This is a genomic window from Kitasatospora sp. NPDC050543 (genome assembly GCF_044457565.1).
Taxonomy (GTDB): Bacteria; Actinomycetota; Actinomycetes; order Streptomycetales; family Streptomycetaceae; genus Kitasatospora.
Genome location: NZ_JBITGZ010000039.1, coordinates 16,318 through 38,832, shown reverse-complemented (window position 1 = coordinate 38,832; position 22,515 = coordinate 16,318). Strand labels below are relative to the sequence as shown.

At 73.8% G+C, this 22,515-nt stretch carries 17 protein-coding genes; 8 read left to right on the top strand and 9 right to left on the bottom strand.

Going from position 1 to position 22,515, the window contains the following annotated elements; translation table 11 throughout:
- Positions 1-7 precede the first annotated feature (7 nt).
- The gene (locus tag ACIBH3_RS31430; protein ID WP_396315508.1) at positions 8-1,042 is read left to right on the top strand and encodes a GlxA family transcriptional regulator; all 1,035 of its coding nucleotides are present in this window, start codon (positions 8-10) and stop codon (positions 1,040-1,042) included.
- 395 nt (positions 1,043-1,437) lie between these two features.
- On the opposite strand, the gene ACIBH3_RS31425 is transcribed toward ACIBH3_RS31430, so the two are convergent.
- Complete coding sequence (locus ACIBH3_RS31425; RefSeq protein WP_396315507.1) at positions 1,438-1,971, bottom strand: ATP-binding protein; 534 nt, start codon at positions 1,969-1,971, stop codon at positions 1,438-1,440.
- A gap of 654 nt (positions 1,972-2,625) precedes the next feature.
- Here ACIBH3_RS31425 and ACIBH3_RS31420 point away from each other — a divergent pair.
- Positions 2,626-3,306 (top strand): sigma-70 family RNA polymerase sigma factor, encoded by a 681-nt coding sequence (locus ACIBH3_RS31420; RefSeq protein WP_396315506.1) that lies wholly within the window; start codon positions 2,626-2,628, stop codon positions 3,304-3,306.
- The gene (locus ACIBH3_RS31415; protein ID WP_396315505.1) at positions 3,303-4,553 is read left to right on the top strand and encodes a zf-HC2 domain-containing protein; all 1,251 of its coding nucleotides are present in this window, start codon (positions 3,303-3,305) and stop codon (positions 4,551-4,553) included. The genes ACIBH3_RS31420 and ACIBH3_RS31415 overlap by 4 nt, the downstream gene beginning before the upstream one ends.
- A gap of 46 nt (positions 4,554-4,599) precedes the next feature.
- On the opposite strand, the gene purU is transcribed toward ACIBH3_RS31415, so the two are convergent.
- Both purU and ACIBH3_RS31405 read right to left on the bottom strand, forming a co-directional pair.
- On the bottom strand, positions 4,600-5,466 hold the full coding sequence (purU, locus tag ACIBH3_RS31410) for a formyltetrahydrofolate deformylase (protein ID WP_396315504.1): 867 nt from the start codon (positions 5,464-5,466) through the stop codon (positions 4,600-4,602).
- A gap of 149 nt (positions 5,467-5,615) precedes the next feature.
- Positions 5,616-6,059: a hypothetical protein gene (locus ACIBH3_RS31405; RefSeq protein ID WP_396315503.1), complete on the bottom strand. Its 444-nt coding sequence runs from the start codon at positions 6,057-6,059 to the stop codon at positions 5,616-5,618.
- A 234-nt stretch (positions 6,060-6,293) separates the two neighbouring features.
- Here ACIBH3_RS31405 and ACIBH3_RS31400 point away from each other — a divergent pair, with 234 nt between their 5' ends.
- The gene (locus ACIBH3_RS31400) at positions 6,294-7,607 is read left to right on the top strand and encodes an ABC transporter substrate-binding protein (RefSeq protein ID WP_396315502.1); all 1,314 of its coding nucleotides are present in this window, start codon (positions 6,294-6,296) and stop codon (positions 7,605-7,607) included.
- A gap of 72 nt (positions 7,608-7,679) precedes the next feature.
- Here ACIBH3_RS31400 and ACIBH3_RS31395 read toward each other — a convergent pair whose 3' ends face one another.
- Together ACIBH3_RS31395 and ACIBH3_RS31390 are read right to left on the bottom strand one after the other, a co-directional pair.
- Complete coding sequence (locus ACIBH3_RS31395; RefSeq protein ID WP_396315501.1) at positions 7,680-8,792, bottom strand: hypothetical protein; 1,113 nt, start codon at positions 8,790-8,792, stop codon at positions 7,680-7,682.
- Between the two features lie 329 nt (positions 8,793-9,121).
- Positions 9,122-10,498 (bottom strand): transcriptional regulator, encoded by a 1,377-nt coding sequence (locus ACIBH3_RS31390; protein WP_396315500.1) that lies wholly within the window; start codon positions 10,496-10,498, stop codon positions 9,122-9,124.
- Between the two features lie 306 nt (positions 10,499-10,804).
- Here ACIBH3_RS31390 and ACIBH3_RS31385 point away from each other — a divergent pair, with 306 nt between their 5' ends.
- Positions 10,805-11,512, top strand: a complete 708-nt coding sequence (locus ACIBH3_RS31385) for a bifunctional DNA primase/polymerase (RefSeq protein WP_396315499.1) — start codon at positions 10,805-10,807, stop codon at positions 11,510-11,512.
- Between the two features lie 543 nt (positions 11,513-12,055).
- Here the strand turns inward: ACIBH3_RS31385 and ACIBH3_RS31380 are convergent.
- Complete coding sequence (locus ACIBH3_RS31380; RefSeq protein WP_396315498.1) at positions 12,056-12,748, bottom strand: metal-dependent transcriptional regulator; 693 nt, start codon at positions 12,746-12,748, stop codon at positions 12,056-12,058.
- A gap of 220 nt (positions 12,749-12,968) precedes the next feature.
- Between ACIBH3_RS31380 and ACIBH3_RS31375 the strand changes: the two genes are divergently transcribed.
- From ACIBH3_RS31375 to ACIBH3_RS31365, 3 genes are all read left to right on the top strand, one after another.
- Positions 12,969-13,733: an SIS domain-containing protein gene (locus ACIBH3_RS31375; protein ID WP_396315497.1), complete on the top strand. Its 765-nt coding sequence runs from the start codon at positions 12,969-12,971 to the stop codon at positions 13,731-13,733.
- A 218-nt stretch (positions 13,734-13,951) separates the two neighbouring features.
- Complete coding sequence (locus ACIBH3_RS31370; protein WP_396315496.1) at positions 13,952-14,872, top strand: DUF4231 domain-containing protein; 921 nt, start codon at positions 13,952-13,954, stop codon at positions 14,870-14,872.
- Positions 14,873-15,045: 173 nt separating this feature from the next.
- Complete coding sequence (locus ACIBH3_RS31365; RefSeq protein ID WP_396315495.1) at positions 15,046-15,912, top strand: alpha/beta fold hydrolase; 867 nt, start codon at positions 15,046-15,048, stop codon at positions 15,910-15,912.
- Between the two features lie 134 nt (positions 15,913-16,046).
- Here ACIBH3_RS31365 and ACIBH3_RS31360 read toward each other — a convergent pair whose 3' ends face one another.
- From ACIBH3_RS31360 to ACIBH3_RS31350, 3 genes are all read right to left on the bottom strand, one after another.
- Positions 16,047-17,012 carry a 2-hydroxyacid dehydrogenase gene (locus ACIBH3_RS31360; RefSeq protein ID WP_396315494.1) on the bottom strand — a complete coding sequence of 322 codons (966 nt, stop codon included), beginning with the start codon at positions 17,010-17,012 and terminating at the stop codon, positions 16,047-16,049.
- A 103-nt stretch (positions 17,013-17,115) separates the two neighbouring features.
- Positions 17,116-21,132, bottom strand: coding sequence for an FxSxx-COOH system tetratricopeptide repeat protein (fxsT, locus tag ACIBH3_RS31355; RefSeq protein ID WP_396315493.1), 4,017 nt, complete (start codon positions 21,130-21,132; stop codon positions 17,116-17,118).
- Complete coding sequence (locus tag ACIBH3_RS31350) at positions 21,129-22,496, bottom strand: TIR-like protein FxsC (RefSeq protein WP_396315492.1); 1,368 nt, start codon at positions 22,494-22,496, stop codon at positions 21,129-21,131. Before ACIBH3_RS31350 ends, fxsT begins: the two co-directional genes overlap by 4 nt.
- Between the last annotated feature and the right edge of the window lie 19 nt (positions 22,497-22,515).

The window sequence follows — 22,515 nt, the reverse complement described above, 5'->3', positions numbered from 1 at the left end:
AGCGACCATGACGTCCACCGACCACCGGCCCGCGCAGCCGCCCACACACCCGCCCGCGCCCGCGGGCCCGCACCGGGTCGCGGTGCTGGCGCTCAACCGGGTGATCGCCTTCGAGCTCGGCATCCCCTCCCGGATCTTCGAGTCGGCGGCCGGACCGCAGGGCGAGCCGCTCTACCAGGTCGCCACCTGCACGGTGGACGGCGGGCCGGTCGGGACAAGCACCGACTTCCGGATCAGCGTCCAGCACGGCCCCGAACTGCTTGAGCAGGCCGACACGGTGGTGATCCCCGCCTCCAAGGACCCGGGCCAGGCCGGCACCGACGGCCGCCTGGAGCCGCAGGTGGCCGCCGCGCTGGCCCGGGTCAGGCCCGGCACCCGGCTGCTGTCGATCTGCACCGGCTCCTTCGTCCTGGCCGCCGCCGGGCTGCTGGACGGGCGCCCGGCGACCACCCACTGGCGCTACACCGGGCAGTTCGCCGAGCTCTTCCCGCGGGTCGCGCTGGAGCCGGACGTGCTGTTCACGGACGACGGCGACATCCTCACCTCGGGCGGCGTCGCCGCGGGCGTCGACCTCTGCCTGCACGTGGTGCGCCGCGACCACGGCGGCGCGGTGGCCAACGCGGTGGCCCGCACCTGCATCGTGCCGCCCTGGCGCGAGGGTGGCCAGAAGCAGTACGTCGAACTGCCCCGCCAGGTGGCCGAGATCGGTACGGGCACGGCCGCCGTACGGGCCTGGGCGCTGGAGCACCTCGCCGAGCCGCTGTCCCTGCGCGAACTGGCGGACCGCGCCGGCATGAGCGTGCGGACCTTCACCCGCCGCTTCCGCGAGGAGACCGGCAGCAGCCCCGGGCAGTGGCTGACCGTCCAGCGCACCGAGCGGGCCCGGCAGTTGCTGGAACGCACCGACCTGACGATCGACCAGGTGGCGAGGGACTCCGGATTCGGCACGGCGGCCTCGCTGCGGCTCCAGCTGCGCGGGCGCCTCGCCGTGGCACCGAGCGCCTACCGCAGGACCTTCCGGGCGGTGGGCCAGCCCGGCTGAGCCCGGCCGGAATCAGCCCTCGGCGAGTCGGCGCGGACCGAGGCCGACCGGGGGCGGCATGCGACGGACTGGATGGCGGCAGGCCGCACGCACCCCGAGCACGGCACGGCAGGCCGCCATCCAACCGCTGCGCACGGGCCCTGACCCGCGCTCCGCACTCCGCACTCGCCGAGGAGCCATCGCACGACCGGCACCTCGCGGCCCCCCTGCTGACATGGTCCCCCTGGACAGCAGCACCGCAGTGACGTTCGGGTGTTCCCTCGGCGTCCCCTCGCAACGGAGAGCTGCACCCAAGCGTGATCAGTCGGATACTTCACGTCAATGGGTTGTCCGAAATTCGGAATGGTTGCGTCGCATTTCAGCCCGACCGGGGTGAACCCGGAGCGCGCGGACGATCACGGCGCTACCGGCACACTCCCCCAGCGCTCGTCCGGGGGCACCGCCACCCCTCCGACCAGCAGCGATTCCGCCGGCGCCGGCGCGCCGATCTCGCACCAGACCCGCTTGCCCGAACCGTCCGGGTACCAGCCCCAGCGGTCGCAGAGCAGCTCGACCAGCTCCAGGCCACGACCGTTGGTGGCCTCCGCGTCGCTGCCCGCGTGCCGGGGGGCCGGGGCGGTGAGGCTGGCGTCGGCGACCTCCACCCGCAGCGGGCCGACCACCGCCACCGCGCGGGGCGCGTCCCCGCCGTCCTGCTCCCGGCCGCCGCCGGCGCCGTCCACCGGCATCAGCAACCGCAGCACAGCCGGACAACCGGTGTGCACCACCGCGTTGGTGACCAGCTCGGAGACCACCAGGACGACCGTCTCGGCGATCGGCGCCTCCGGGTCGACGCCGTGGTTCAACAGCCGCGAGCGCACCCACCTGCGAGCCCGGCCGACCTCGGCGGGGTCCGCCTGCACCGCCAGCTGTACTTGAAGTACCTGCACCGCTCCACCACCCGCACTCGCAGTTCGGCCATCGTTTCGGTCGGGCCGGTTCGTCCGGCCGGCCGGCCCGGGCCGGCCGCATGGGAGTCGGCCGGCTCGCAGTCCTTCAATCGATCTCGTCCGTCGATGTCGTCGATCTCGTCCGTCGATCTCGTCCGTCGATCTCGTCCGTCGATCTCGTCCGTCGATCTCGTCCGTCGATCTCGTCCGTCGATCTCGTCCGTCGCGAACCGGCTGCGACACGAATACGGCTCAGGATGATCCGGCGGGCGGACCGCAGCAAGCGCTTCAGGCATATTCCGGCGATCGGGGGACAGGGCAGTGCATACTGTCCCGTTCACGCTAACGAGCCTCGCACCGGCGCCCGCGCGATCCGTCACCGGACCCTGCCGGACCAGCCGGAATGAGCGTAGCGAACCTACCGGCCCGCACCGGGGACGCGGCGGCCGCCACTCGGGAACCACCCTTCCTACATATGTCCACCGGCCGTCGAACAGCGGCATCGGCGCCAGATCCCACCATGTGACGATCCGAAACTTCGCGTTCGCCTCTTCGCGTGATTGCGCCCGTCGCCGAAACACCTCGGGATAGCGTGGGAACCGCAGAGCCGACGGAGCGGCGCGGCGCCGCTCGCCCGCCAGAAGGGTGGTACCGATGACCACCCCCGGGCGCACCCCGCGGTGGGACGAGCAGCTCCAACGACGCCTCGCCCGCGGCGAGGAGACCGCCCTCGCCGAGCTCTACGACCAGCTCGCTCCCCTTGTGCACGGCCTGGCCGGCCGCATCCTGGCGGACCAGACGGCCGCCGAGCAGCTCACCCGCGAGGTCTTCGCCCATCTCTGGGAGCACCCCGAGGCCTTCGACCCCGAACAGGGTTCGCTGCGCTCCTGGCTCGGCGCCCTGACCCACCGCCGCGCGGTCGACCGGCTCCGGCTGGCCCGGGGCCCGCTGCACGGGGTGTACCGGGACGCCGCCGACGACGCGATCCGCACCCTCGCCACCGCCGCCCGGGTGCAGTACGTGGTCGACTCGCTGCCCGACAGCCTGCGCGAGACCATCGCGGTGACGTACTACGACGGCCGGACGTACCAGGAGACGGCCGACCGGCTGGGCATCAGCGAGCAGGCCGCCAAGCAGCGGATGCGGCTCGGGCTGGAGCTCCTCGCCACCGAACTCGCCGAGGCCGAGGCGCAGACCGAAACCGAGCCACGGATCGGGGCCGGGAGCGAAGGCGAGAGCTTGAGCGGGACGGGGACCGGGAGCGGGACCAGGAGCGAGGCCGGGAGCGCGGCGGAGGCCGGCACCGAACGGGGCATCGGCGGGGGCGGCCCGTGAGCGCGCCCTCCGAGGATCAGCACGGCAACCCGCACGGGGAGCAGTACGAAGGGCAGCACGAGGTACTGCGCTCACTGCTCGGCGCCTGGGCACTCGGCGCCTGCCCGCGCCGCGAGGCCGCCGCGCTGGAGCGCCATCTGCGGCTCTGCCCGGAGTGCGCCGAGGAGGCGAACAGGCTGCGGGACGCGGCCGGCTGGCTCTCCGACGACGAACCGCTCGACCCCTCCGGCGCGCTGCGCCAGCAGGTGCTCGACTGGTGCCTGGCCCGGCGGCCCGCCGAGCTGCCGATCCCGTCCTGGGGCGCGCCGTACACCGCCGAGACGGCCAAGCTGGACGCGCTGCTGCGTGACCTCGGGCCCGAGGAGTGGCACGAGGTCGCCGAACTCCCTTGGCACGGCGGCACCGAGCACAAGCGTCCGGCCGAGGTGCTGTGCCACCTCACCGCCGTGGACGGCTACCTCGCCACCGCCCTCGGCCTGCCCGATCCGGTGCCCGGCGCGCGCCCCGACGCCATGCCCGGCTCCGCCGCACAGCCCGTCCCGCAGCCGACGCGGGTGCCCCGGCAGGCCGGGCCGGCCGAACCACGGCTGCCCGCACAGGCGTTCTCGCCCTGGACCGGGATCGCCGACCGCACCGAACGGCTGACCGCCGACCTGGCCGGGCAGCCTCCCGGGTCCGTCCGCGCGCTGTGGCGTCGGCAGACCCACGCGCTGGTACGGACGGCCGCGCTGACGCCCGACGGCACCACGCCCGTCGACTTCGGCTTCGCGACCCTGCCGCTGCGCGACGCCTTCGTGGACCGGGCCTTCGAGTGCTTCATCCACGGCGAGGACGTGGCCCGGGCGGTGGCCTACCCGTACGGGCCGCCCGCGCCGCAGCACCTGCGGCTGATGGTCGACCTGGCCGCGCGGATGCTCCCCGCCGCCCTGGACGCGCTGCGCCGGGCCTCCCGGCCCGGCCCGCCGACCGCTCCCCCGGGTGGCCCGAGCCGGCCGGGGCGGGCGCTCAGGCTGGTGATCGACGGCCCGGCGGCCGGTGAGTGGCTGATCCCGCTGGACGGCCCCGGCGACCCGGCCGGCCCGTGCACCCTCGGGCCGCCGGTGGCGGCCATGGTGCTGGACGGGCTGGAGTTCTGCCACCTCGCCGCGGCCCACCGCGACCCCGACCGGCTGGCGGTCGGGGAGCACGGCGACCGGGCCGCGATCCGCGAGGTGTTGCGGGCCGTGCCGCTGTTGTCCAGGCCCTGAAGGCAGGTCCCGGCGGGCGCGGTCCTCGGACGGGAGGCCTCAGGCCTCAGGCGAAGACCACCGTGCGGGTGCCGTTGAGCAGCACCCGGTGCTCGCTGTGCCACTTCACCGCGCGCGCCAGTGCCTGGCACTCGACGTCCCGGCCGAGCGCGACCAGCTGGTCGGGCGTGACGTCGTGGGTCACCCGGGCCACCTCCTGCTCGATGATCGGCCCCTCGTCCAGGTCCGCGGTCACGTAGTGCGCGGTGGCACCGATCAGCTTCACACCCCGGGTGTGGGCCTGGTGGTAGGGCTTGGCGCCCTTGAAGCTCGGCAGGAAGGAGTGGTGGATGTTGATCACCCGGCCGGAGAGCGCCTTGCACAGGTCGTCCGAGAGCACCTGCATGTAGCGGGCCAGCACCACCAGGTCGACGTTCTCCTTCTCCACCAGGTCGAGCAGCTGCTGCTCCGCGTCCGCCTTGGTGTCCCGGGTGACCGGAATGTGGTGGAAGGGGAGACCGTAGCTCTCGGTCAGCTCGCGGAAGTCGGTGTGGTTGGAGACCACGGCGGCGATCTCCACCGGCAGCGCGCCGATGCTGGTGCGGAACAGCAGGTCGTTCAGGCAGTGCCCGAACTTGCTGACCATCAGCACGATCCGCATCCGCTCGGCGCTGGGGCTGATCCGCCAGTCCATCCCGAACGAGGCACCGATCGCGGCGAAGCTGGCCCGCAGCTTGTCGACCGTCACCGTCTCGGTGGCGGAGAAGTGCACCCGCATGAAGAACAGCTTGCTGTCCCCGTCCCCGAACTGCTGGCTGTCGATGATGTTGCAGCCGGTCATGAAGAGGTAGCTGGAGACCGCGTGCACGATCCCCTGCTTGTCCGGGCAGGACAGGGTGAGGACGTACTGGGCGCTGGCCGTCTGCTGTTCCACGGTGGGGGTTTCCCGTCCTGAGGTCGTGCTGGCGTGGGTGGTTCAAGCGTGTCATATTCCGGACACCGCCCGCAGCGCTGCCCGTACTGCGGGACGGCCCGTCCCGCCCGGGCCCGCGCGCTGCCCGGAACCTCGCGCCCGCGCCCCGCTCAGACCTGGGTCATGATGCGCAGGACCTCCAGCGAGCGCGGCGGGGCGTCCGGGTCGTCGCCGTCGTTGAGGGCCAGCCGCAGGTGCGCCTCGCGCGCCGCCCGAACCGCCTCGGGCCAGCCCGGGTGGCCGAGGAAGTCGGAGACGGGGGCGTCCGCACCGACCTGGTGCAGGATGCTCACCACCCGCAGCACCGCGACGTCCACCAGGGCCGCCTCGGCGGCGTCCCGGAACATCGTGCCCACGTACTTCTCGGCGGACCAGCGGTCCAGCCAGGTGTCCTCCACCAGCCGGTAGACGGCGTCGGTGACATCACCGTAGCCCTCCCGCCCGGCCAGCCAGGTCTCCTGGTGGAAGCCGGGATCGGAGAGCATGTGCAGCGCCGAGCGCAGTCGGGCTCGCCAGCGCCACCAGGGCAGGTCATTGAGCGGCATGCCGCCCATCGTGCTGGAGCGGTACCCCGGACGAGAAGGGTTTCGGGCAGACCGATGCGAAGAATCTGTGCTGGCGGACATGGGCAGAGATCGTACGTTCCCCGACCGTTCGCTCTCTACACACACCCCACCCCGGTGTTCCGCCCGCGTTGGCCCGCCGTTTCCTTTCCTGCCCTCTGTGCTTGTGGCATGGCGGCTTTCCTGGTTCCCGTGCGCAGAAACGCGTCCAGGGAGGGATCAGCAATGACCACGCGGACCGCAATGCCCGAAGACCGGCGATCCATCGCCACCCGCCGCCCCCGGCGCCCCCGCAGCCGCCCGATCGCCGGCGCCGCCGCCGCGATGGCGATGCTCCCGGCACTGTTCGCCGCCGGCTGCGGCGGCCCCGCGGACGCCTCGACGGGCGGCGGCGACCTCACCGTGATGACCTGGGCCCCCGACGGCACCGGCTCCGCCGACCGCCCCGGGATGACGGCGGTCGCCACGGCCATCGGCCGGGACATCAACGCCAACGGCGGCCTCGGCGGACGCAAGATCCGGGTGCTGACCTGCAACGAGCACAACACCACCGCCGGGGTGGCGGCCTGCGCCCAGCAGGCGGTGGACGCCCACGCCACGGCGGTGGTCGGCTCGTACAGCCAGTACGGCGACAGCTTCATCCACACCCTGGAGCGGGCCGGCATCCCGTTCATCGGCGGGTACGGGCTCTCCACGCCGGAGTTCAGCAGCCCGCTGTCCTACCCGGTGGCCGGCGGGATGCCCGCGCTGATCGCCGGCAGCGGCCGCCAGCTGGTGGACGCCGGGTGCCGCAGCGTCTCGCTCGTCCGCCCGGACACCCCCGCCGGGGACAACCTGCTCGGCTACCTCGCCAACGCGCTCAGGCCGGCCGGGGTGAAGCTGCTCGACGTCAAGGCACCCGAGCAGTCCACCGACTACGGCAACGTCGCCCGTAAGGCCGTCGGCGGCGACGAGCAGGCGAACTGCATCACCAGCGCACTGGGCGCCGAGCCGACCGGCAACCTGATCGACTCCTACCGACGGCTCGGCGCGCGCAACACCCGGTTCGCCTCGGTGATCGGCAGCGTCCAGCAGTCGGTGATCGACTCCACCGGCGGCGACGGCGGCCCGCTCGCGGGCGCGTACGTGGCCGGCTGGTACCCGCCGGAGTCCTCCAGGGTCTGGGACGCGCTGCGCAGCGTGGTCCGCTCCCACACGGGCGGCGGCGGGACGATCGACGTCGCCGACTCCGGGGTGCAGACCACCTGGGTCGCGTACGAGGTGCTGCGGCAGGCGGTCGAACGGCTGGTCGAGGCCGGGCGGCCGATCACCGCCAAGACTCTCACCAGCCAGCTCGACGGCGTCGACCAGCTGGACACCGCCGGGCTGACCCCGCCGCTGAACTGGGCCGGCACCAACATGCTGGCCAACGCGGAGTCGCCCCGGCTGGTGAACACCTGGGTGACGTACCAGCAGGTCAAGGGCGGGCGCTTGACGCTCCAGCAACCCGGGTTCGTGGACGTCCGATGGGTCCTGACCGGCAGCAGGCCGCCGAAGTAGCCGCCGGGCGCAGCCGACGGGCCGGCGCGGGGTGATCCGCGGCCGACCGCCGCAGGGCGCAGGGGTCAGAGGTCAGAGGTCGCCGTCGGTCTTGGTTGGCAGCCCGGTCTGGCCGGCGATGCCGTTCCACAGGCCGGCGGCCTGCTTCTTCGCCGTGGTGGCCGAGCCGCTGGCCTGCACCGCCGTCTTGTAGTGCGGGTTGTCCAGCTTCTTGGGGTCGCAGCCGCCGGACTGCGCGTCGCCCGCCCAGGCCGCGTACTCCTCGTCGGCGGTGGCGGAGGCCTGCCAGGCCTGGTTGAGCTGGTCGACCAGCTGCTGGCCGCCGGTCAGCTTGTCCGTCTTGAGCGCGGCGAGCTTGGTCTGCAGCTCCTTGCGCCTACCCGCCGCGTCGGTCAGCGCCTGCTGCGACTCGGGCAGCTTGTCGCAGCGCTGCACCGCGCTCACCGCGCCGATCACCGCCTGGCGGCTCTCGTTGGCGGTGCCCAGGAGGTCGGAGAGCGCCTGCGCCTGCGCCTTGACCTCGGGGCTGACGGTGGCGCCGGCGGTGGCGGTCGCCGGGGCACTCCCGGTGGCCGAGGCGACCGGCGGGGTGGTCTTCGCGGTGTCGGGCGCCTTGTCGTCGCCGCTCATCAGGACGCCGACCAGGATGCCGGCGGCCGTACAGCCCGCCACCACGCCGCCGATGATCAGCTTGCCGGACGGGCGCCGACCGTTGCCGCCGCCGTGCTGGTGGCCGAGGCCGCCCGGCACCTGCATGGCGCCCGTCGCCGCGTAGGCCGGGTCGCCGCCGGGGTAGGCGGGCTCGGCCGTGCCGTAGCCCGGCTGGGGTGCGCCCTGGTAGGCCTGCTGCTGGCCGGGGTAGCCGCCGGCGGACGGGTCCGCGGTGGGGTACGGCGGCAGGTACTGCGTCTCCGGCGCCGGGTCGGCCGGAGCCGTCTGGGCCGGGATGTACGCCTGCGTCTGCTGCTGGGCGGCCCACGCCCCGCCCTGACCGGGTATGGCGTGACCCTGGCCCTGGCCCTCGCCGAGGTACTCCGGCCGGCCGGGCACAGGCGGCTGCCCGACGTACTGCTGGGGCTGCTCCTGCGGCTGCCCCTGCTGCCCCTGGGGCTGGCCCGGCTCCGGCCGGAAGAGGTCGTCCATGTTGAATTCACCGGAGTTCGGATACGAGCGGCGCTGGTTCAACGCGATTCCTCACCTGTGCACGACACCGGGTCCGCCGGGGCAGGCGACAGCGACCGGATGGCCGAAAGCCACCGGCACCCTGTCTCCCGTACCTGCACCCGGGCCTTCCTCGGTTGTTCCGCGCGCTCGCTGACGGCGGACCACATCTGGGCGGTACTGCTGGGCGGCACTGCTGTCTCTGAACGTCGCGATCTGGGAACGTCGCGCCCACGCTACCGGTACACCGACACGGGTGACCATGTGGGCGGGACATCCCTCACCGGGCCCTCACGCGGGCAGCCCGCCGCGCTGCGGCGACTGCCCGGCGAGGGCCGCCTCGCCCCGGCCGCTCAGGCCGCCTCCGCCTCCGCCCTGGCCTGGAACTCCCGGACCACCCGGTGCTCCCGGTACGGCTCCAGCCGCCGGCGGAACTCGTCCAGGTACTCCACGCCCCGGTTGGAACGCAACCCGCTCAGCAGCCGCACCGCCTGGGTGCCCGTCTCGCAGGCCCGCTCCACCTCACGCTGCTGCAACTGGGCCGTGGCCAGCAGCACCAGGTCCACCGCGCGGCGACGTACCCTGGTCGGCGGGTGCAGGTCCAGCGCGCGCCGGGCGTACCGCTCGGACTGGCCGCCCTGCTCCAGATCCCGGTGGCAGTGCGCCAACTCGTCCGCCAGGTAGGCGTCGTCGAAGTGGACGATCCAGTCCGGGTCGTCCTCCGGCCTGCGCTGCTCCATCGCCGCCAGCGCCTTGGCCGCCACCGCCTCGCAGGCGCGGGCGTCGCCGAGCAGCGCGTGGCCGCGCGCCTCGGCGGCGTAGAACATCGCCATCGCCGTCGGGGTGGCGACCGAGCGGGCTCCCTCCTGCGCGGCGCGGGCGAGTTGGGCGATCTCGCGGGGATTGCCGAGGGTCGCCGCGAGGTGGCTCATCGAGGCCGCCAGCACATAGCCGCCGTACCCGCGGTCGTCCGCCGCCTGGGCCAGGCGCAGCGCCTGGATGTAGTACCGCTGCGCCAGCCCCGGCTGCCCGGTGTCGACCGCCATGTACCCGGCCAGCTCCGTCAGCCGGGCCACCGCCGCGAACAGCTGCCGGCCCGTCTCCTCCCGGTACGCACCGCTCAGCAGCCCGGAGACCACGCTGTTGAGGTAGTGGACGACCACCGGGCGGACGTGACCGCTGCCGAACCTGTGGTCCAGGTCGACCAGCATCGCGGTGGTGGCCCGGATGGCCGCCACGTCCGAGGGACCGACCCGGACGCCGCCGGTGCGGGCGACCACCGGGTCCGGCGGGGTGATCAGCCAGTCCCGGCTGGGCTCGACCAGGGCCGAGGCCGCGACCGTCGCGCCGGTCAGGAAGTCCCGCCGGCCCACGTCGCTGCGCCAGAGCTCACAGACCTGCTCCAGCGCCCCGCTGAGCGTGGCGGAGAACTGCAGCCCGATGCCGGAGCTGAGGTTCTTGCCGTCGGCCATCCCGATCTCCTCGACCGAGACGCCCCGGCCGAGTTTGCGGCCGATCGCCTCGGCGATCACGGCCGGTGCCTGGCCGCGCGGCTGCTGACCGCGCAGCCAGCGGGCGACGGATGTCTTGTCATACCGAAGATCGAGTCCGTGTTCCGCGCCGCAGAGGTTAACCCGGCGGGCCAGACCCGCGTTTGAGCAGCTTGCCTCCTGGATCAGCTGCTGCAGACGCTCGTTGGGCTGTCGTGCGACAAGTGGTCTCGCGGCCATGGCTACGCCTCCCCAACGCCCTCCGGTCCCGGCCGGCTGGCGACGATTCTGCTGATCTGTTGCCGACTGTCCGACCGTCCAAGGATTCTGACACCAGGTTAGCGATCAGCGACGTCAGCGGGATACCCACGGTGACGATCCCCACCCCCCACGCGCCCTCTGTAATGCACCCGTGCGCCCCCACTGCGCCCGTCGCCCCGCCGGTCCGCGGGCGCGCCCTCACCGGTTCGGGTGACATTGCCGCCCACCGGCACAACACCCCCCGTCCGGCCGTAACCAGCCTCACGGACGGTAGTTGAGCAGCGCGTGGAAGACACCCCAGGAGCCCCCGACCAGGGCAGCAACAGCGAGCCGCCCCCACTGCTCATCGAAGCCGTCAGCTACGCCGAGAACCGCCACTGGGAGGTCGCCCCCGGCAGCTGGCTGATCGACGGCGAAGGACCGGCCCGCTGCTCGTGCGGGGACCGGCGCTGCGCGCTGCCCGGGGCGCATCCGGTCGGCGAGGACTGGCGTCGCAAGGCCAGCGCGGGCCCCGGCGTGGTGCGCCGCTGGTGGACGGAGAACCCGCAGGCGTCGATCCTGCTGCCGACCGGCCGCTCCTTCGACGTGCTGGACGTACCCGAGGTCGCGGGCTGCCTGGCGCTGGCCCGGATGGAGCGGATGGGCCTTCAGCTCGGCCCGGTGGTGGCCGTGCCGGCGGCGGCCGGCCAGGTCGGGCGGCGGCTGCTCTTTCTCGTCCTGCCCGGTGTGCTGTCCAAGCTGCCCGAGATGCTGCACAAGCTCGGCTGGGCGCCCGGCCGGCTCGACCTGGTGGCCCGCGGCGACGGCGACTGGATCGTGGCCCCGCCCTCGCGGGTCGGCCCGTACAGCTTCGCCCAGTGGGCCCGGCCGCCGTCCGCGCTGAACCGCTGGCTGCCGGACGCCGTCGAGCTGATCAACCCCTTGGCCTACGCCTGCGGCCGCGAGGCGCCCTCGGTGCGCCCGCGCCAGGGCCACGCGGCGGCCGTGCGGTAGCCCCCGGTGGACGGCCGCCCTACGCCTATCGGGTGAGGGCGTGCACGGCGCGACACCACGCGCGCGACTGACGGGCCCCTTCTCCCACCGGAGACGGGGCCCGTCACACGCATACGCGGATAAGAGATCGGTGTACCCGCTGGTCAAACCGTGAAAGCCCCTCGTACGAGTGACCGCGCTCAAGGATTGCCAAGATCTGCCGAGGGGAGGATTTCCTCCGAGAGGGGAGGCCGACGGAGCGAAGGGAGCACCACCCCGCAGCGGGGCCGCGAGGGGACGTCACAGGGGGCGCAGGAGCAGGGGGAACGCCGGGAGGGGCGCTCGGTCGGGGAGGCCGGGCGCGGCTCAGGGGGGGCGGGAGGGAATGGCGGGGGGCCGTGGCACCGGCCGGGCTCGGGGCGGCTCGGTGGCACGGAGGAGGGGACCGGAGGGGATCAGGGTGGGGACCAGCGGGGCCCGGTGCACGGGGATGCACCGGGCCCCGCAAAGCTGTTCCGGCCCGGAACGCCGTCCGGCCTGTGGGACCGCTCAGAGCGGACCCGCTCAGACCCGGGCCACGAAGACGTGCGCCGCGATGTCCTTGCCCAGCTCGGCGGCGTCCTCACCGCTGCCCACCAGCACCCCGCCCAGCCCGGCCGCGACCTGCACCGTCGCACCCGGCCGGACACCGGCCCGGCGCAGCGTACGCATCAGGTCCTCGTCGGTCTGGATCGGCTCGCCGATCCGGCGGACCACCACGCTGGCCCCGCCGTCGCCCGGCCGCAGGGCGTCCAGAGTGATCAGCGCCGCGTCGAAGCCCTCACCCTCGGCCTTGGTGTCGCCGAGCTCGTCCAGGCCCGGGATCGGGTTCCCGTACGGCGACTGGGTGGGGTGGCCGAGCATGGCCAGCACCTTGCGCTCGACCGTCTCGCTCATCACGTGCTCCCAGCGGCAGGCCTCCTCGTGCACCTGCTCCCACTCCAGGCCGATCACGTCGACCAGCAGACACTCGGCGATCCGGTGCTTGCGCATCACGCGCACGGCGAGCCGGCGGCCCTCCTCGGTGAGCTCCAGGTGGCGGTCGCCGGCGACCTGGAGCAGGCCGTCGCGCTCCATCCGGCCGACGGTCTGGCTCACCGTCGGGCCGCTCTGTTCGAGCCGCTCGGCGATCCGGGCGCGCATCGGGGTGATGCCTTCTTCCTCCAGCTCCAGAATGGTGCGAAGGTACATCTCGGTCGTGTCGATCAGCCCAGACATCGCCGCTGGCTCCGTTCCTCGGTGTCCTCACCGCCAATTCTGACGTACCGCACGGACAACCAGGCCCGCGGCGAGATGTTCCGCGGGCATTTTCGTCCCTGTTGACAGCGGCCAGGTCCAGGCAGCACCGTGCTCGCCGTAGCTTTCTCCACTGGCGGTCTGGACCACCAGGCCCACCCCACCCGGCCGGCTCCCCCACCGGCGGAAAGCGAAGGCTGAGATGAGCGACCTGGTCGGGCAGTACTTCGACGCGGCGATCGCGCACCTGCGGCGGGTCCGCGACGAGCAGGCCGCGGCCATCGAGCAGGCCTCCGAGCTGCTGGCGGAGGCGGTCGCGGACGGCCTGCGGGTCTTCGCCTTCGGTGCCGGGCACTCCGCGCTGCCCGCCCAGGACGTGGTCTACCGGGCCGGGGGCCTGGTGCCGGTCAACCTGCTGGACGTGCCCGGGACGACCGGGGTGACCGTCCGGCCGGCGCCGCTGAGCAGCGCCCTGGAGCGGGTCGCGGGCCTGGCCAGCACCACCCTGGACCTCACCCCGGCGCGCGCCGGCGACCTGCTCTTCGTGATCTCGCTCTCCGGGCGCCAGGTGATGCCGGTGGAGCTGGCCCAGCACGCCCGCGCCAAGGGCCTGCGGGTGATCGGGCTGACCTCGCTGGCCTATCCCACCGAGCTCGCCTCCAACCACCCCTCCGGTACGTACCTCAAGGACCACTGCGACGTGGTGCTGGACAGCGGGATCGCGGTCGGCGACGGCGAGCTCGCCCACCCGGGGGCGCAGACCGGCTTCGGGCCGGTCTCCACCGTCGTCACCTGCGCCGTGATGCAGGCCGTGGTCGCGGGGGCGGTCGGCCGGCTGGCGGACCGCGCCCTGGACGGCCGGGGCGACACCCCGCCGCTGTTCCGCTCGGGCAACGTGCCCGGCGGCACCGAGTGGAACGCCAAGGTGATGGCGGACAACGCGGAGCGGATCTTCTACACGTTCTGAGCCGTACGCCTGCCGGGCCGGGCCCACGCACCGGTGGGGCCTACCCACCGGCGCGGGCCTACGCGCGGGCGGGCCGGGGCGCAAGGCCGCCGTTCTGAGACAAGCAGCGGGGCTTCCCGGCCAGAGCGCCGGCGCCAGGCGTACCGGCCGCGGGGCCGGGGCATGACACAGCGGGGCGCGGGACACCGGAGCGACCTGAGCGACGGGTGGGGGCGAGGATGGCGACGGGCGCGGGTGAGCTGGGGCCGGTGCGCGAGCACGAGCTGCTGCCCGAGCTGTTCTGGGCCGCCGACTCCGCCTCCCGGCAGGGGCAGCGGCGCTCGGTCGCGCTGTCGCGCTGGGAGCTGCTGCTGCTGATCGTCGCCGCCGCGACCGGCTCCGCCGACGGACGCATCTGGGCCTGGCTGGCGGCCACCGCCTACCTGGGGACGATCTGCTTCGCGGTGGTGATCAGCCGGCAGAACCCGCAGGGCCTGTGGTACGAGGGCCGGGCCGCCGCCGAGTCGGTCAAGACACTGGCCTGGAAGTTCGCCGTGCGGGCGGACGCCTACCAGCCGCCGCCCACCACGCTGCCCGACGCCGAGGGGCTCTACCAGTTCCAGCTGGCCCGGGTGCTCAACGCGTTCCGGAGCAGCCGGGCGGTACGCGAGGACGCCGCAGCGGAGATCACCGAGACGATGCGCGACCTGCGCCGGCAGCCGCTGCCGGTCCGGCGCGAGGTGTACCTCCAGGAGCGGGTGAAGACCCAGCACGACTGGTACACCGCCAAGGCGCGCTACTGCGCGCGGGCCGGGTTCTGGACGGGTGTCCTCGGCGTGGTGCTGCCGCTGCTCGGGCTGGTGCTGGCGGTGCTGCGGGCGATGGGCGAGTTCGACTACGACGCGCTCGGCACCGTCTCCGCCGTGGCGGCCTCCGTCGCCGCGTGGGCGCAGCTGCGCCAGTACCGCCCACTCGCCGCCGCGTACGCGCTGGCCGCCGACGAGCTGGAGCTGATCCGGCGCCAGCTGACCCAGCTGGACGTCCGCTCCCCGGACGCCGAGGAGCTCTGGGCCCGGCTGGCGAGAGACGCCGAGGACGCGGTGTCGCGGGAGCACACCACCTGGCAGGCCCGCCGCGAGGTCCGCGGCCGCGAGCACTAGCGGCACCGCGGCACCACCGCACCGCGACACCGGGGTGCCGGCGCGCCCGGGCGGCACCGCCGGGAGCGGGCGGGCGGCGGCGAGAGCGGGCGGGCGGCGGCGAGAGCGGCCCGGGCGGGGCCGCGCCCGCGCAACGGACAGGCACCAGCAGCCGGACGAGAGAGGGTTGGCGAGTGACGCTACGCGTGGTCAGGGCGGCGGACGACCGGACGCTTGCGGTCGAGATCCTCGGCGATCCGCGCGGACGGCCGGTGTTCCTGCTGCACGGCACCCCCGGCAGCCGACTCGGCCCCGCGCCGCGCAGCACCGTGCTCTACCGCCTCGGAGTGCGGCTGATCGCCTTCGACCGGCCCGGGTACGGCGACTCCACCCGGCTGCCCGGGCGCCGGGTGGCGGCGGCGGCCCTGGACGTGCGGACCATCGCGGACGAGCTGGGGCTGGCCGACTTCGCGGTGCTCGGACGCTCCGGCGGCGGGCCGCACGCGCTGGCCTGCGCCGCGCTGCTGCCCGGCCGCGTGACCAGGGTCGCGGCACTGGTCAGCCTGGCGCCCCGGGACGCGGCCGGCCTGGACTGGTACGAGGGCATGACGCCGTCCAACGTGCACGCGTACCGGGAGGCCGAGCGCGGGCACCACCGGATCGCCGACAGCCTGCAGTTCCGCTCCCTCCAGATCAAGGACGACCCGGTCAGCCTGCTCAGGGGGCTCGCGCCGGAACTGCCGCCCACCGACCGGACGGTGGTCGCCGACGCGGGCATCCGCCGGATGCTGCAGAGCAACTACCGGGAGGCGTTCCGGCACAACGCGGACGGCTGGATCGACGACGTGCTGGCGTTCACCGCCGACTGGGGCTTCAAGGTGGAGGACATCCATGTCCCCGCCTGGCTCTGGCACGGCGCCGACGACCAGTTCTCGCCCGTGGAGCACTCCCGCTGGCTGGCCGACCACATCCCGGACGCGACGCTCTTCCTGGAGCCCGGCGCGGCCCACTTCGGCGCGCTGCGGGTCCTCACCGCCGCCCTCAAGTGGGCGGCCGGCTGAGCCCGTTCCGGCAGACCCTCGGGAGCCTTCCGCCGGCCGCCGGACGGTTCAGGCGCGGGCGGCGGTGGGGAGGGCGGCCGCCGCCGGGAGTCCGCGGGCCGGCGGGCGCGGGGCAGGCCCACCCGGCCGGGCCGCTACCCGGCCTCGGTCACCGGCCGGCCGCCGGCCAGGACCGCCAGGACGTTGTCCACGGCCAGGTTGCCCATCGCCTGCCGGGTGCGGACGGTGGCGCTGCCCAGATGCGGGGCCAGCACCGCGCGTTCCTGGGCCAGCAGCTGCGCCGGGACGGCGGGCTCGTGCTCGAAGTTGTCGACGGCCGCCGCGAAGAGCGCGCCGCCGTCCAGGGCGGCGGCCAGCGCGGGCTCGTCGACGATGCCGGCGGTCATGCTCACCAGGACGGCACCGGCCGGGAGCAGCGCGATCCGTTCGGCGTCCAGCAGGTGCCGGGTGGCGGCGGTGAGCGGGCAGGTCACCACCAGGACGGGCGACTGCGCGAGCAGTTCCTCCAGCGGCAGCCACCGCGCGCCCTGCTCCTGCTCCTCGGGCAGCCGGGTCCGGTTGTGGTAGCTGACCGGCATGTCGAAGGCGCGGGCCCGGCGGGCGACGGCCTGCCCGATCCGGCCCATGCCGAGGATGCCCAGCGGGGTGCCGGCCAGCTCCACGCCGAGCAGGAAGTTCGGCGCCCAGGCCCACGGCCGGCCCGAGCGCAGCCACCGCTCGCCCTCGCCGAGCCGCCGGGTCGCCGCCAGCAGCAGGGCCCAGGCCATGTCGGCGGTGGCGGCGGTGAGTACGCCGGGGGTGTTGCTCACCGGCACCCCGCGGGCGGCGCAGGCCGCCAGGTCGATGTTGTGGGTGCCCACGGCGTGGTTGGCCACGATCCGCAGACCCGGCCCCGCCGCGTCCAGGAACTCGCCGTCCACCACGTCGTCCAGGGTGGTGATCACGGCCGACCGGCCGCGGACGGCCTTCAGCAGCTCGGCCCGGCCCATCGGCAGGTCGTCGTCGTGCAGATCGAACGCGCAGGACGCGGCGAGCCGCTCGGTCACCCCGGGCGCGAGCCGTCGGGTGACCAGGACCGGGGGCAGGGGCTTCTCGTTCATCAGCTCCGCAGCGTACCGGGCCGCGCAGGCTGACCGGGCTGCGCGGCCGCGCCGGCGGCGCCGCAGCCCGGTGGCCCCACACCGGTGGCCCCACACCTCCGCGTTACACCGGCTGCGGTTCGAGGTCGCGGTTGATGCGCTTCCAGCCGCGGGCGGAGACGGTGTTGGGGTGTTCCTCCCCGAGCTGGCGGATCAGTTCGGCGACGGCCCTGGCGCGCAGCTCGGCGGCCTGGCTGTGCCGGCCGGCCGCGCGCAGGGTGACGGCGAGGTTGGCCTCGCAGGCGACCGCGTCCGGGTGGCGGGGGCTGTAGCGGTTGCACAGGCCGGAGTGGGCGGCACGTTCCAGCTCCTCCGCCCGGCTGTGCTGGCCGTCGTCGCCGTACGCGTTGGCCAGGTTGATCATCGCGTTGAGGGTGTACGGGTGGTCGGGGCCGACCGTACGGCGCAGCGCGTCCACGGTCTGCCGGCCGCGCTCGATGGCCTCGGCGATGTCGCCGCTGCCGCGCAGGTAGATGCCGAGGTTGTTGGCGCAGGCGAGGGTGAACGGGTGCTCGTCGCCGAACAGCCGCCGGTGCCCGTCGTAGACGGTGACGGCGAGGTCGCGGGCCGCCTCCTTGTCGCCGGAGGCGCTGTAGTCGGCGGCCAGGTTGAGCGCGCAGGCGAGCGCGTCGGGCGCGTCGGCGCCGTACCGCTCCAGGTACCGCTCGTAGGTCTCCTTGGTGATCCGGCGGGCCTCGGCGAGGTTGCCGGCCTTGCGCAGCGAGACGGCGAGCGACTTGGCGTTGCGCAGGTTCTCCGGCAGGTCGGGCTCCAGGACGTCGGTCAGGTCGGTCATCACCTCCCTGGCGAGGTCCGCCGAGCCCTTGTAGTCGCCGAGTTCGCGCAGGTCGCGGGCGAGCGCGGACTTGGTGGAGAGGGTGTACGGGTGTTTGGCGCCGAGTACCGAGGTGCGGCGGTCCAGGGTCTCCTGGTCGAGGTCGCGGGCGGCCTCGCTGTCGCCGACCAGCCGGTAGTCGATCGCCAGGTTGTTGGCCATCGAGAGCGTGCGTGGGTTGTCGTCGCCGAACAGCTCGCGGAACTGGTCGAGGATCTCGCGGTCCAGTTCGAGCGCGGACTGGAACAGCCCGAGCGCCCGCCGGTCGGCGCCGAGCGAGCCGGCCGTCATCAGGGTGTACGGGTGGTGCTCACCGAGCAGTTCGCGCTGGCGCTCCAGGGTGGCCTCGTCCAGGGCCAGCGCCTCGGCGTAGTTGCCCTGGGAGCGCAGGACGTTGGCGAGCTGGAAGCGCAGCAGCAGGGTCTGGCGGTCGCCCTCGCCGAGCTTGCTGGTCCAGGCGGCGTCCAGGTCGTGGCCCAGGGTCCGGGCGCGCTCCAGTTCACCGCGCTTCCACAGGTAGCGGACCCGGTCGATGAGCAGCTGGCGGGTGTCGGCCTCGTCGCAGTTGTGCGCCTTGGACGGCGACAGGTGCGGCCAGATCTCGTCGAACGCGGGCCAGTTGGCGGGGTCGTCGGTGTCGCCGAGGACGGGCCGGGCGCCGGTGAGGATGCGGTGCACCTCGTGGACGGCGATCTCCTGGTCGTCCTCGGACATCTCGGAGCGGATCACCGCCTGGACGAGGCGGTGCACCTGGAAGCTGTTGCTGCCGGCGTCCACCTTGGCGAGGGCGTACCGGCCGATCGCCTGGATCACCTTGCCGAGCATGAACTTGTCGTTGAGGTCCTCGTCGTACTTCACCAGTGCGCGGATCATCTGGTCGCTGTAGAAGAGGTTCATCGAGATCGGCTCGGGCGCGAAGAACGCGCACAGCTGGAGCAGCCGCACGGCCGCCGGGGACTGGATCCGCAGCCGGGCGATCGAGACGTTCCAGGTCGCGCCGACGGGGGTCGGGTAGTCGGCGGGCCGGGCGACGGCCAGCGCCCGGGCGGCCTCCGCCTGGAGCTGGGAGACGTAGGTGTCGACCGGGGTGCCGGTGGTGTCCAGCCAGGCGGCCGCGACCTCGACGGCCAGCGGCAGGTCACCGACGGCATCGGCGACCCGGTCGGCGTCGGCCCGGGACAGGCCGCGGGCCCGGCGGCAGAGGTGCTCGACGCTCTCCCCGCGGGTGAAGACGTCGACCTCCAGCGCCTCGGCGTGCCCGGACCAGGCCTGGTTGCGCGAGGTGACCAGGATGTGGCCGGAGCCGCCGGGGAAGAACCGGCGGATCTCGGAGGGCTCGTCGGCGTTGTCGAAGATCAGCAGCCAGCGCGAGGTCGGGGTGCCGCGCCGCAGCGCCTCCCGGGCGGCCTCGGCCGCCTCGGTGACGGAGTCGCCGACCCGCAGGCCCAGCCGGCGAGCGAGTTCGGCGAGCGCCGGGGCGACCAGTTCGGTCTGCTCGGCGTCGATCCACCAGACCAGGTCGTAGTCCGACATGAAGCGGTGCGCGTACTCCAGCGCGACCTGGGTCTTGCCGACGCCGCCGAGCCCGTACAGGGTCTGCGGGGTGGGCAGGACGGCGGCCATGCCGCCGCGCAGCTGGTTGCGCAGCTGCTCCAGCACGGTGGCCCGGCCGGTGAAGGAGGGGTTGCGCGGCGGCACGTCCCAGACCTGCGGCTTGCTGCCGGGGAAGCGCGGGCCCGCCCCGGGCGCCTCGGCGAGCGGGGTCTCGCCGCGGCCGAGCGCCCGCAGCAGGGTCTGCACGGACTGCGCCTCGTCGCGGCCGACCAGGTCGACCGGGTTGCGGTTGCTGAACGGCGCGGTGAGCCGGACGTCCCCGACCCGGACGGGCACCAGCTGGCGCCGGGTGCCGGACGGGTCGGAGCTGACCACGGACTCCCACAGCGCGCGGGCCTGTGGCGAGCGCAGGTAGGCGGGCGAGAGCACCGCGACCGTACGGTAGGCGCCGTCGATTCCCCGCTCGGTCTCCTGCCGCGGGTCGGCCCCGGCGCTCAGGTCCCGCGGCAGGACCCGGAAGCCGGCCCGGCCGAGGACGGACTCGATCCAGTCCGCCCACATCCGGTCCTCGGGGACGTAGGAGAGGTACAGGTCGGCGGGTACGGACGGGCGCCTGCGGGTGAAGGCGTCCACGTACCGCAGCCGGACCTCCTCGTCGACCGGCGGCAGGCCGGTGACCCGGCCCTCGGTGAGCACCGCGGCGAGCCGCTCGCACGCGGCCAGCATCGAGGTGGGCGAGCCGCCCTGGTCCCCGAAGGTCGCGAGGATCTCCTCATAGGCGTAGAACGGCCGGTACGGGATCTCCACCGACCCCCAGTAGTGGGCGAGTTCGTCGCCCTCCAGCCCGGCCGGCAGCCCGAGGAACTTGATCCTGGCCAGTGCCCGCCCGGCATCCGCCTTCTCCTTCTCGCCCTCGTCGATCCGCATCGGCACCGGCAGGATCCGGATGCCGCGCTCGCGGTAGCGGTCGTGGATGTGCTGGGCGATCCGGGAGGCGCCGTCGATCGACTGGTCGCTGAGGGTGAAGCAGACCACCAGGTCGTCGGGCATCTGCACGGTGCAGATCTCGGCGATGTCGGACAGGCCGGTGCGGCTGTCGATCAGGACGTAGTCGTAGCGCTTGCTCATGTCGGCGCGCAGCGCGTCGAAGAACTGCCCGCCGTCGAAGCGGTCGTAGAAGATGTCCCAGTCCAGGCGGCCGACCGCCTCGGAGTAGTCCCGGTTGAACTGCCCGGCGGAGAGGAAGTCCAGGCTGCCGCCGCTCGGGAAGAGCGGCCAGGACAGCGACAGTGCGTGCGGGTGCACCCGGGCGAAGTCCAGGTGCCAGCCCGGGCTGCGCTCGACCGGGCGCAGCGCCTCCTCGCGGTACTCGGCGATCAGGTCCATCATCCCGGTGGTGCCGGCCAGCACCGCCTGGTCGAGGAAGGGGTGGAAGAACTTGGCCAGGCCCGGCGCCTCCAGGTCCCAGTCCACGGTGAGCACCCGGAAGCCGTTGGCGGCCAGGATCCAGGCGGTGTTGGCCAGCGCCATGGTGCGGCCGGTGCCGCCCTTGTAGGAGTAGAAGGTGACGATCCGCCCGCCCCGGTCCTCGTCCGCGTGCGAGGGCGGCTGCGAGGTCGGCTGCGACTGCGGTGCGGCCCCGGCGGCGCCCGTGCCGCCGACCCTGAGGTTCCTGGTGCGGCTCTCGGTCATCTGATTCCTCCCCCGGGGGGCGCCCCGTCGCGCGGGCCGCCGCCTTCGGCACTGGCTGGGTGGTCGTCCGTGTCGGGTGCGAGGCCGGGCCCGTCCCTGCCGGGCCCGCCGCGGAACGCGTCCCGCAGGCTGGGGCGCTGCGGTACCGGCTCCTCCGGTCCTGATCTGGTCCGGTCCTCGAAGGCGTACTTGGCCTTCATCGCGGCCCGGGGCAGCGCGTCGTCGAACTCCTCCAGGCTGTTCAGGCCGGACGGTCCCGCCAGCGCGCCCTGGAAGCTCGGGCGGGCCGCGCGATGGGTCAAGCGCAGTGTCTGGGCGCTGAGTTCACCGAGCGAGCCGTCGTGCTCCACGCAGTCCGGGTCGGCCATGTTCCACGGCTCCAGGACGCCCACCCAGCCCGCGTTCGCCCGGTCGAAGCGCCGGACCAGCTCGCGGCGGCGCTCGTCGTGCAGCGCCCAGCGGTCCAGCAGCAGCAGGCCGGGCGCGGTCGGCGGGCCGTCGTCGGCCAGCCCGGCCAGCTCCTCGTCGAACTCGTGCACGCTCGGCTGGAAGCCCAACTGCCGGGCCAGGCGCACGGCGTGCTCGGCCAGCGGCCGGCCGGCCGCCGGCTGGTAGGGGTGCCAGTCGGTGCGGCGCGGGCCGTAGTAGTCGGGGTTGCGGCCGGGCGGCAGCTCCGCCTGGTGGTAGGAGAGCACCGAGATCCGCAACTGCCTGGTGGGCGCGGCGACGTTGAACGCGCTCGGCTGCGCCTGGAAGTCCAGCTGCCGGCCGACGGGGATCACCGTCTCCTCCGCCACCTCGACGATCCGCCGGGCCAGCCGGTGGACGGCCAGCTCGTACGCGGAGCGGAAGTAGGTGAGCTTCATCAGCGCGTACAGGCCCTCGGCCGCGTAGTCGGGCCCGAAGCTGGCGTGGTTGAACTGCAGCCGGCTGGCCACCTCGGGCAGCTTGTACTGCCCCATCGCGACCCACAGCACCGGGACGACGCCGCTGGTGCGCTCCGAGTCGATGTTCGCCGGGTACACCGGCCGCTGGGTGAAGCAGTGCCACTCCTGGCCGCAGGCCAGGCTGTTGAAGTAGCGCGGCGAGTACAGCGGCACGAACACCCGGCAGGTGGCCAGCTCCTGGGCGAGGCGCTCGGCCCAGAGTTCGCCCTGGTGCATGCTCTCGTCCATGAAGCCGACCGGGGCGCCGGCCGGCAGCGTGGTGAGCTGGAGCACCGCCTCGCACAGGTCGCGGTAGAGCTGGCGGACCCAGTGGTTGGGGTCGCCCGCCCCGCGCGCGCCGGCCCTCGGCGTGTGGGCATAGCTGAGGAAGAAGTACGGCCTGGCCGCGTCCTCGTCCCAGCTCCCCGGGTCGTACACACGCGCCTCCCCCGGGCCC

What these genes read in the sequence shown, in the direction of transcription:
- ACIBH3_RS31430 (WP_396315508.1), top strand. Translation starts at nt 8, where the DNA reads ATGACGTCCACCGACCACCGGCCCGCGCAGCCGCCCACACACCCGCCC.
- ACIBH3_RS31420 (WP_396315506.1), top strand. Translation starts at nt 2,626, where the DNA reads ATGACCACCCCCGGGCGCACCCCGCGGTGGGACGAGCAGCTCCAACGA.
- ACIBH3_RS31405 (WP_396315503.1), bottom strand. Translation starts at nt 6,059, where the DNA reads ATGGGCGGCATGCCGCTCAATGACCTGCCCTGGTGGCGCTGGCGAGCC.
- ACIBH3_RS31400 (WP_396315502.1), top strand. Translation starts at nt 6,294, where the DNA reads ATGACCACGCGGACCGCAATGCCCGAAGACCGGCGATCCATCGCCACC.
- ACIBH3_RS31390 (WP_396315500.1), bottom strand. Translation starts at nt 10,498, where the DNA reads ATGGCCGCGAGACCACTTGTCGCACGACAGCCCAACGAGCGTCTGCAG.
- ACIBH3_RS31380 (WP_396315498.1), bottom strand. Translation starts at nt 12,748, where the DNA reads ATGTCTGGGCTGATCGACACGACCGAGATGTACCTTCGCACCATTCTG.
- ACIBH3_RS31375 (WP_396315497.1), top strand. Translation starts at nt 12,969, where the DNA reads ATGAGCGACCTGGTCGGGCAGTACTTCGACGCGGCGATCGCGCACCTG.
- ACIBH3_RS31370 (WP_396315496.1), top strand. Translation starts at nt 13,952, where the DNA reads ATGGCGACGGGCGCGGGTGAGCTGGGGCCGGTGCGCGAGCACGAGCTG.
- ACIBH3_RS31360 (WP_396315494.1), bottom strand. Translation starts at nt 17,012, where the DNA reads ATGAACGAGAAGCCCCTGCCCCCGGTCCTGGTCACCCGACGGCTCGCG.
- fxsT (WP_396315493.1), bottom strand. Translation starts at nt 21,132, where the DNA reads ATGACCGAGAGCCGCACCAGGAACCTCAGGGTCGGCGGCACGGGCGCC.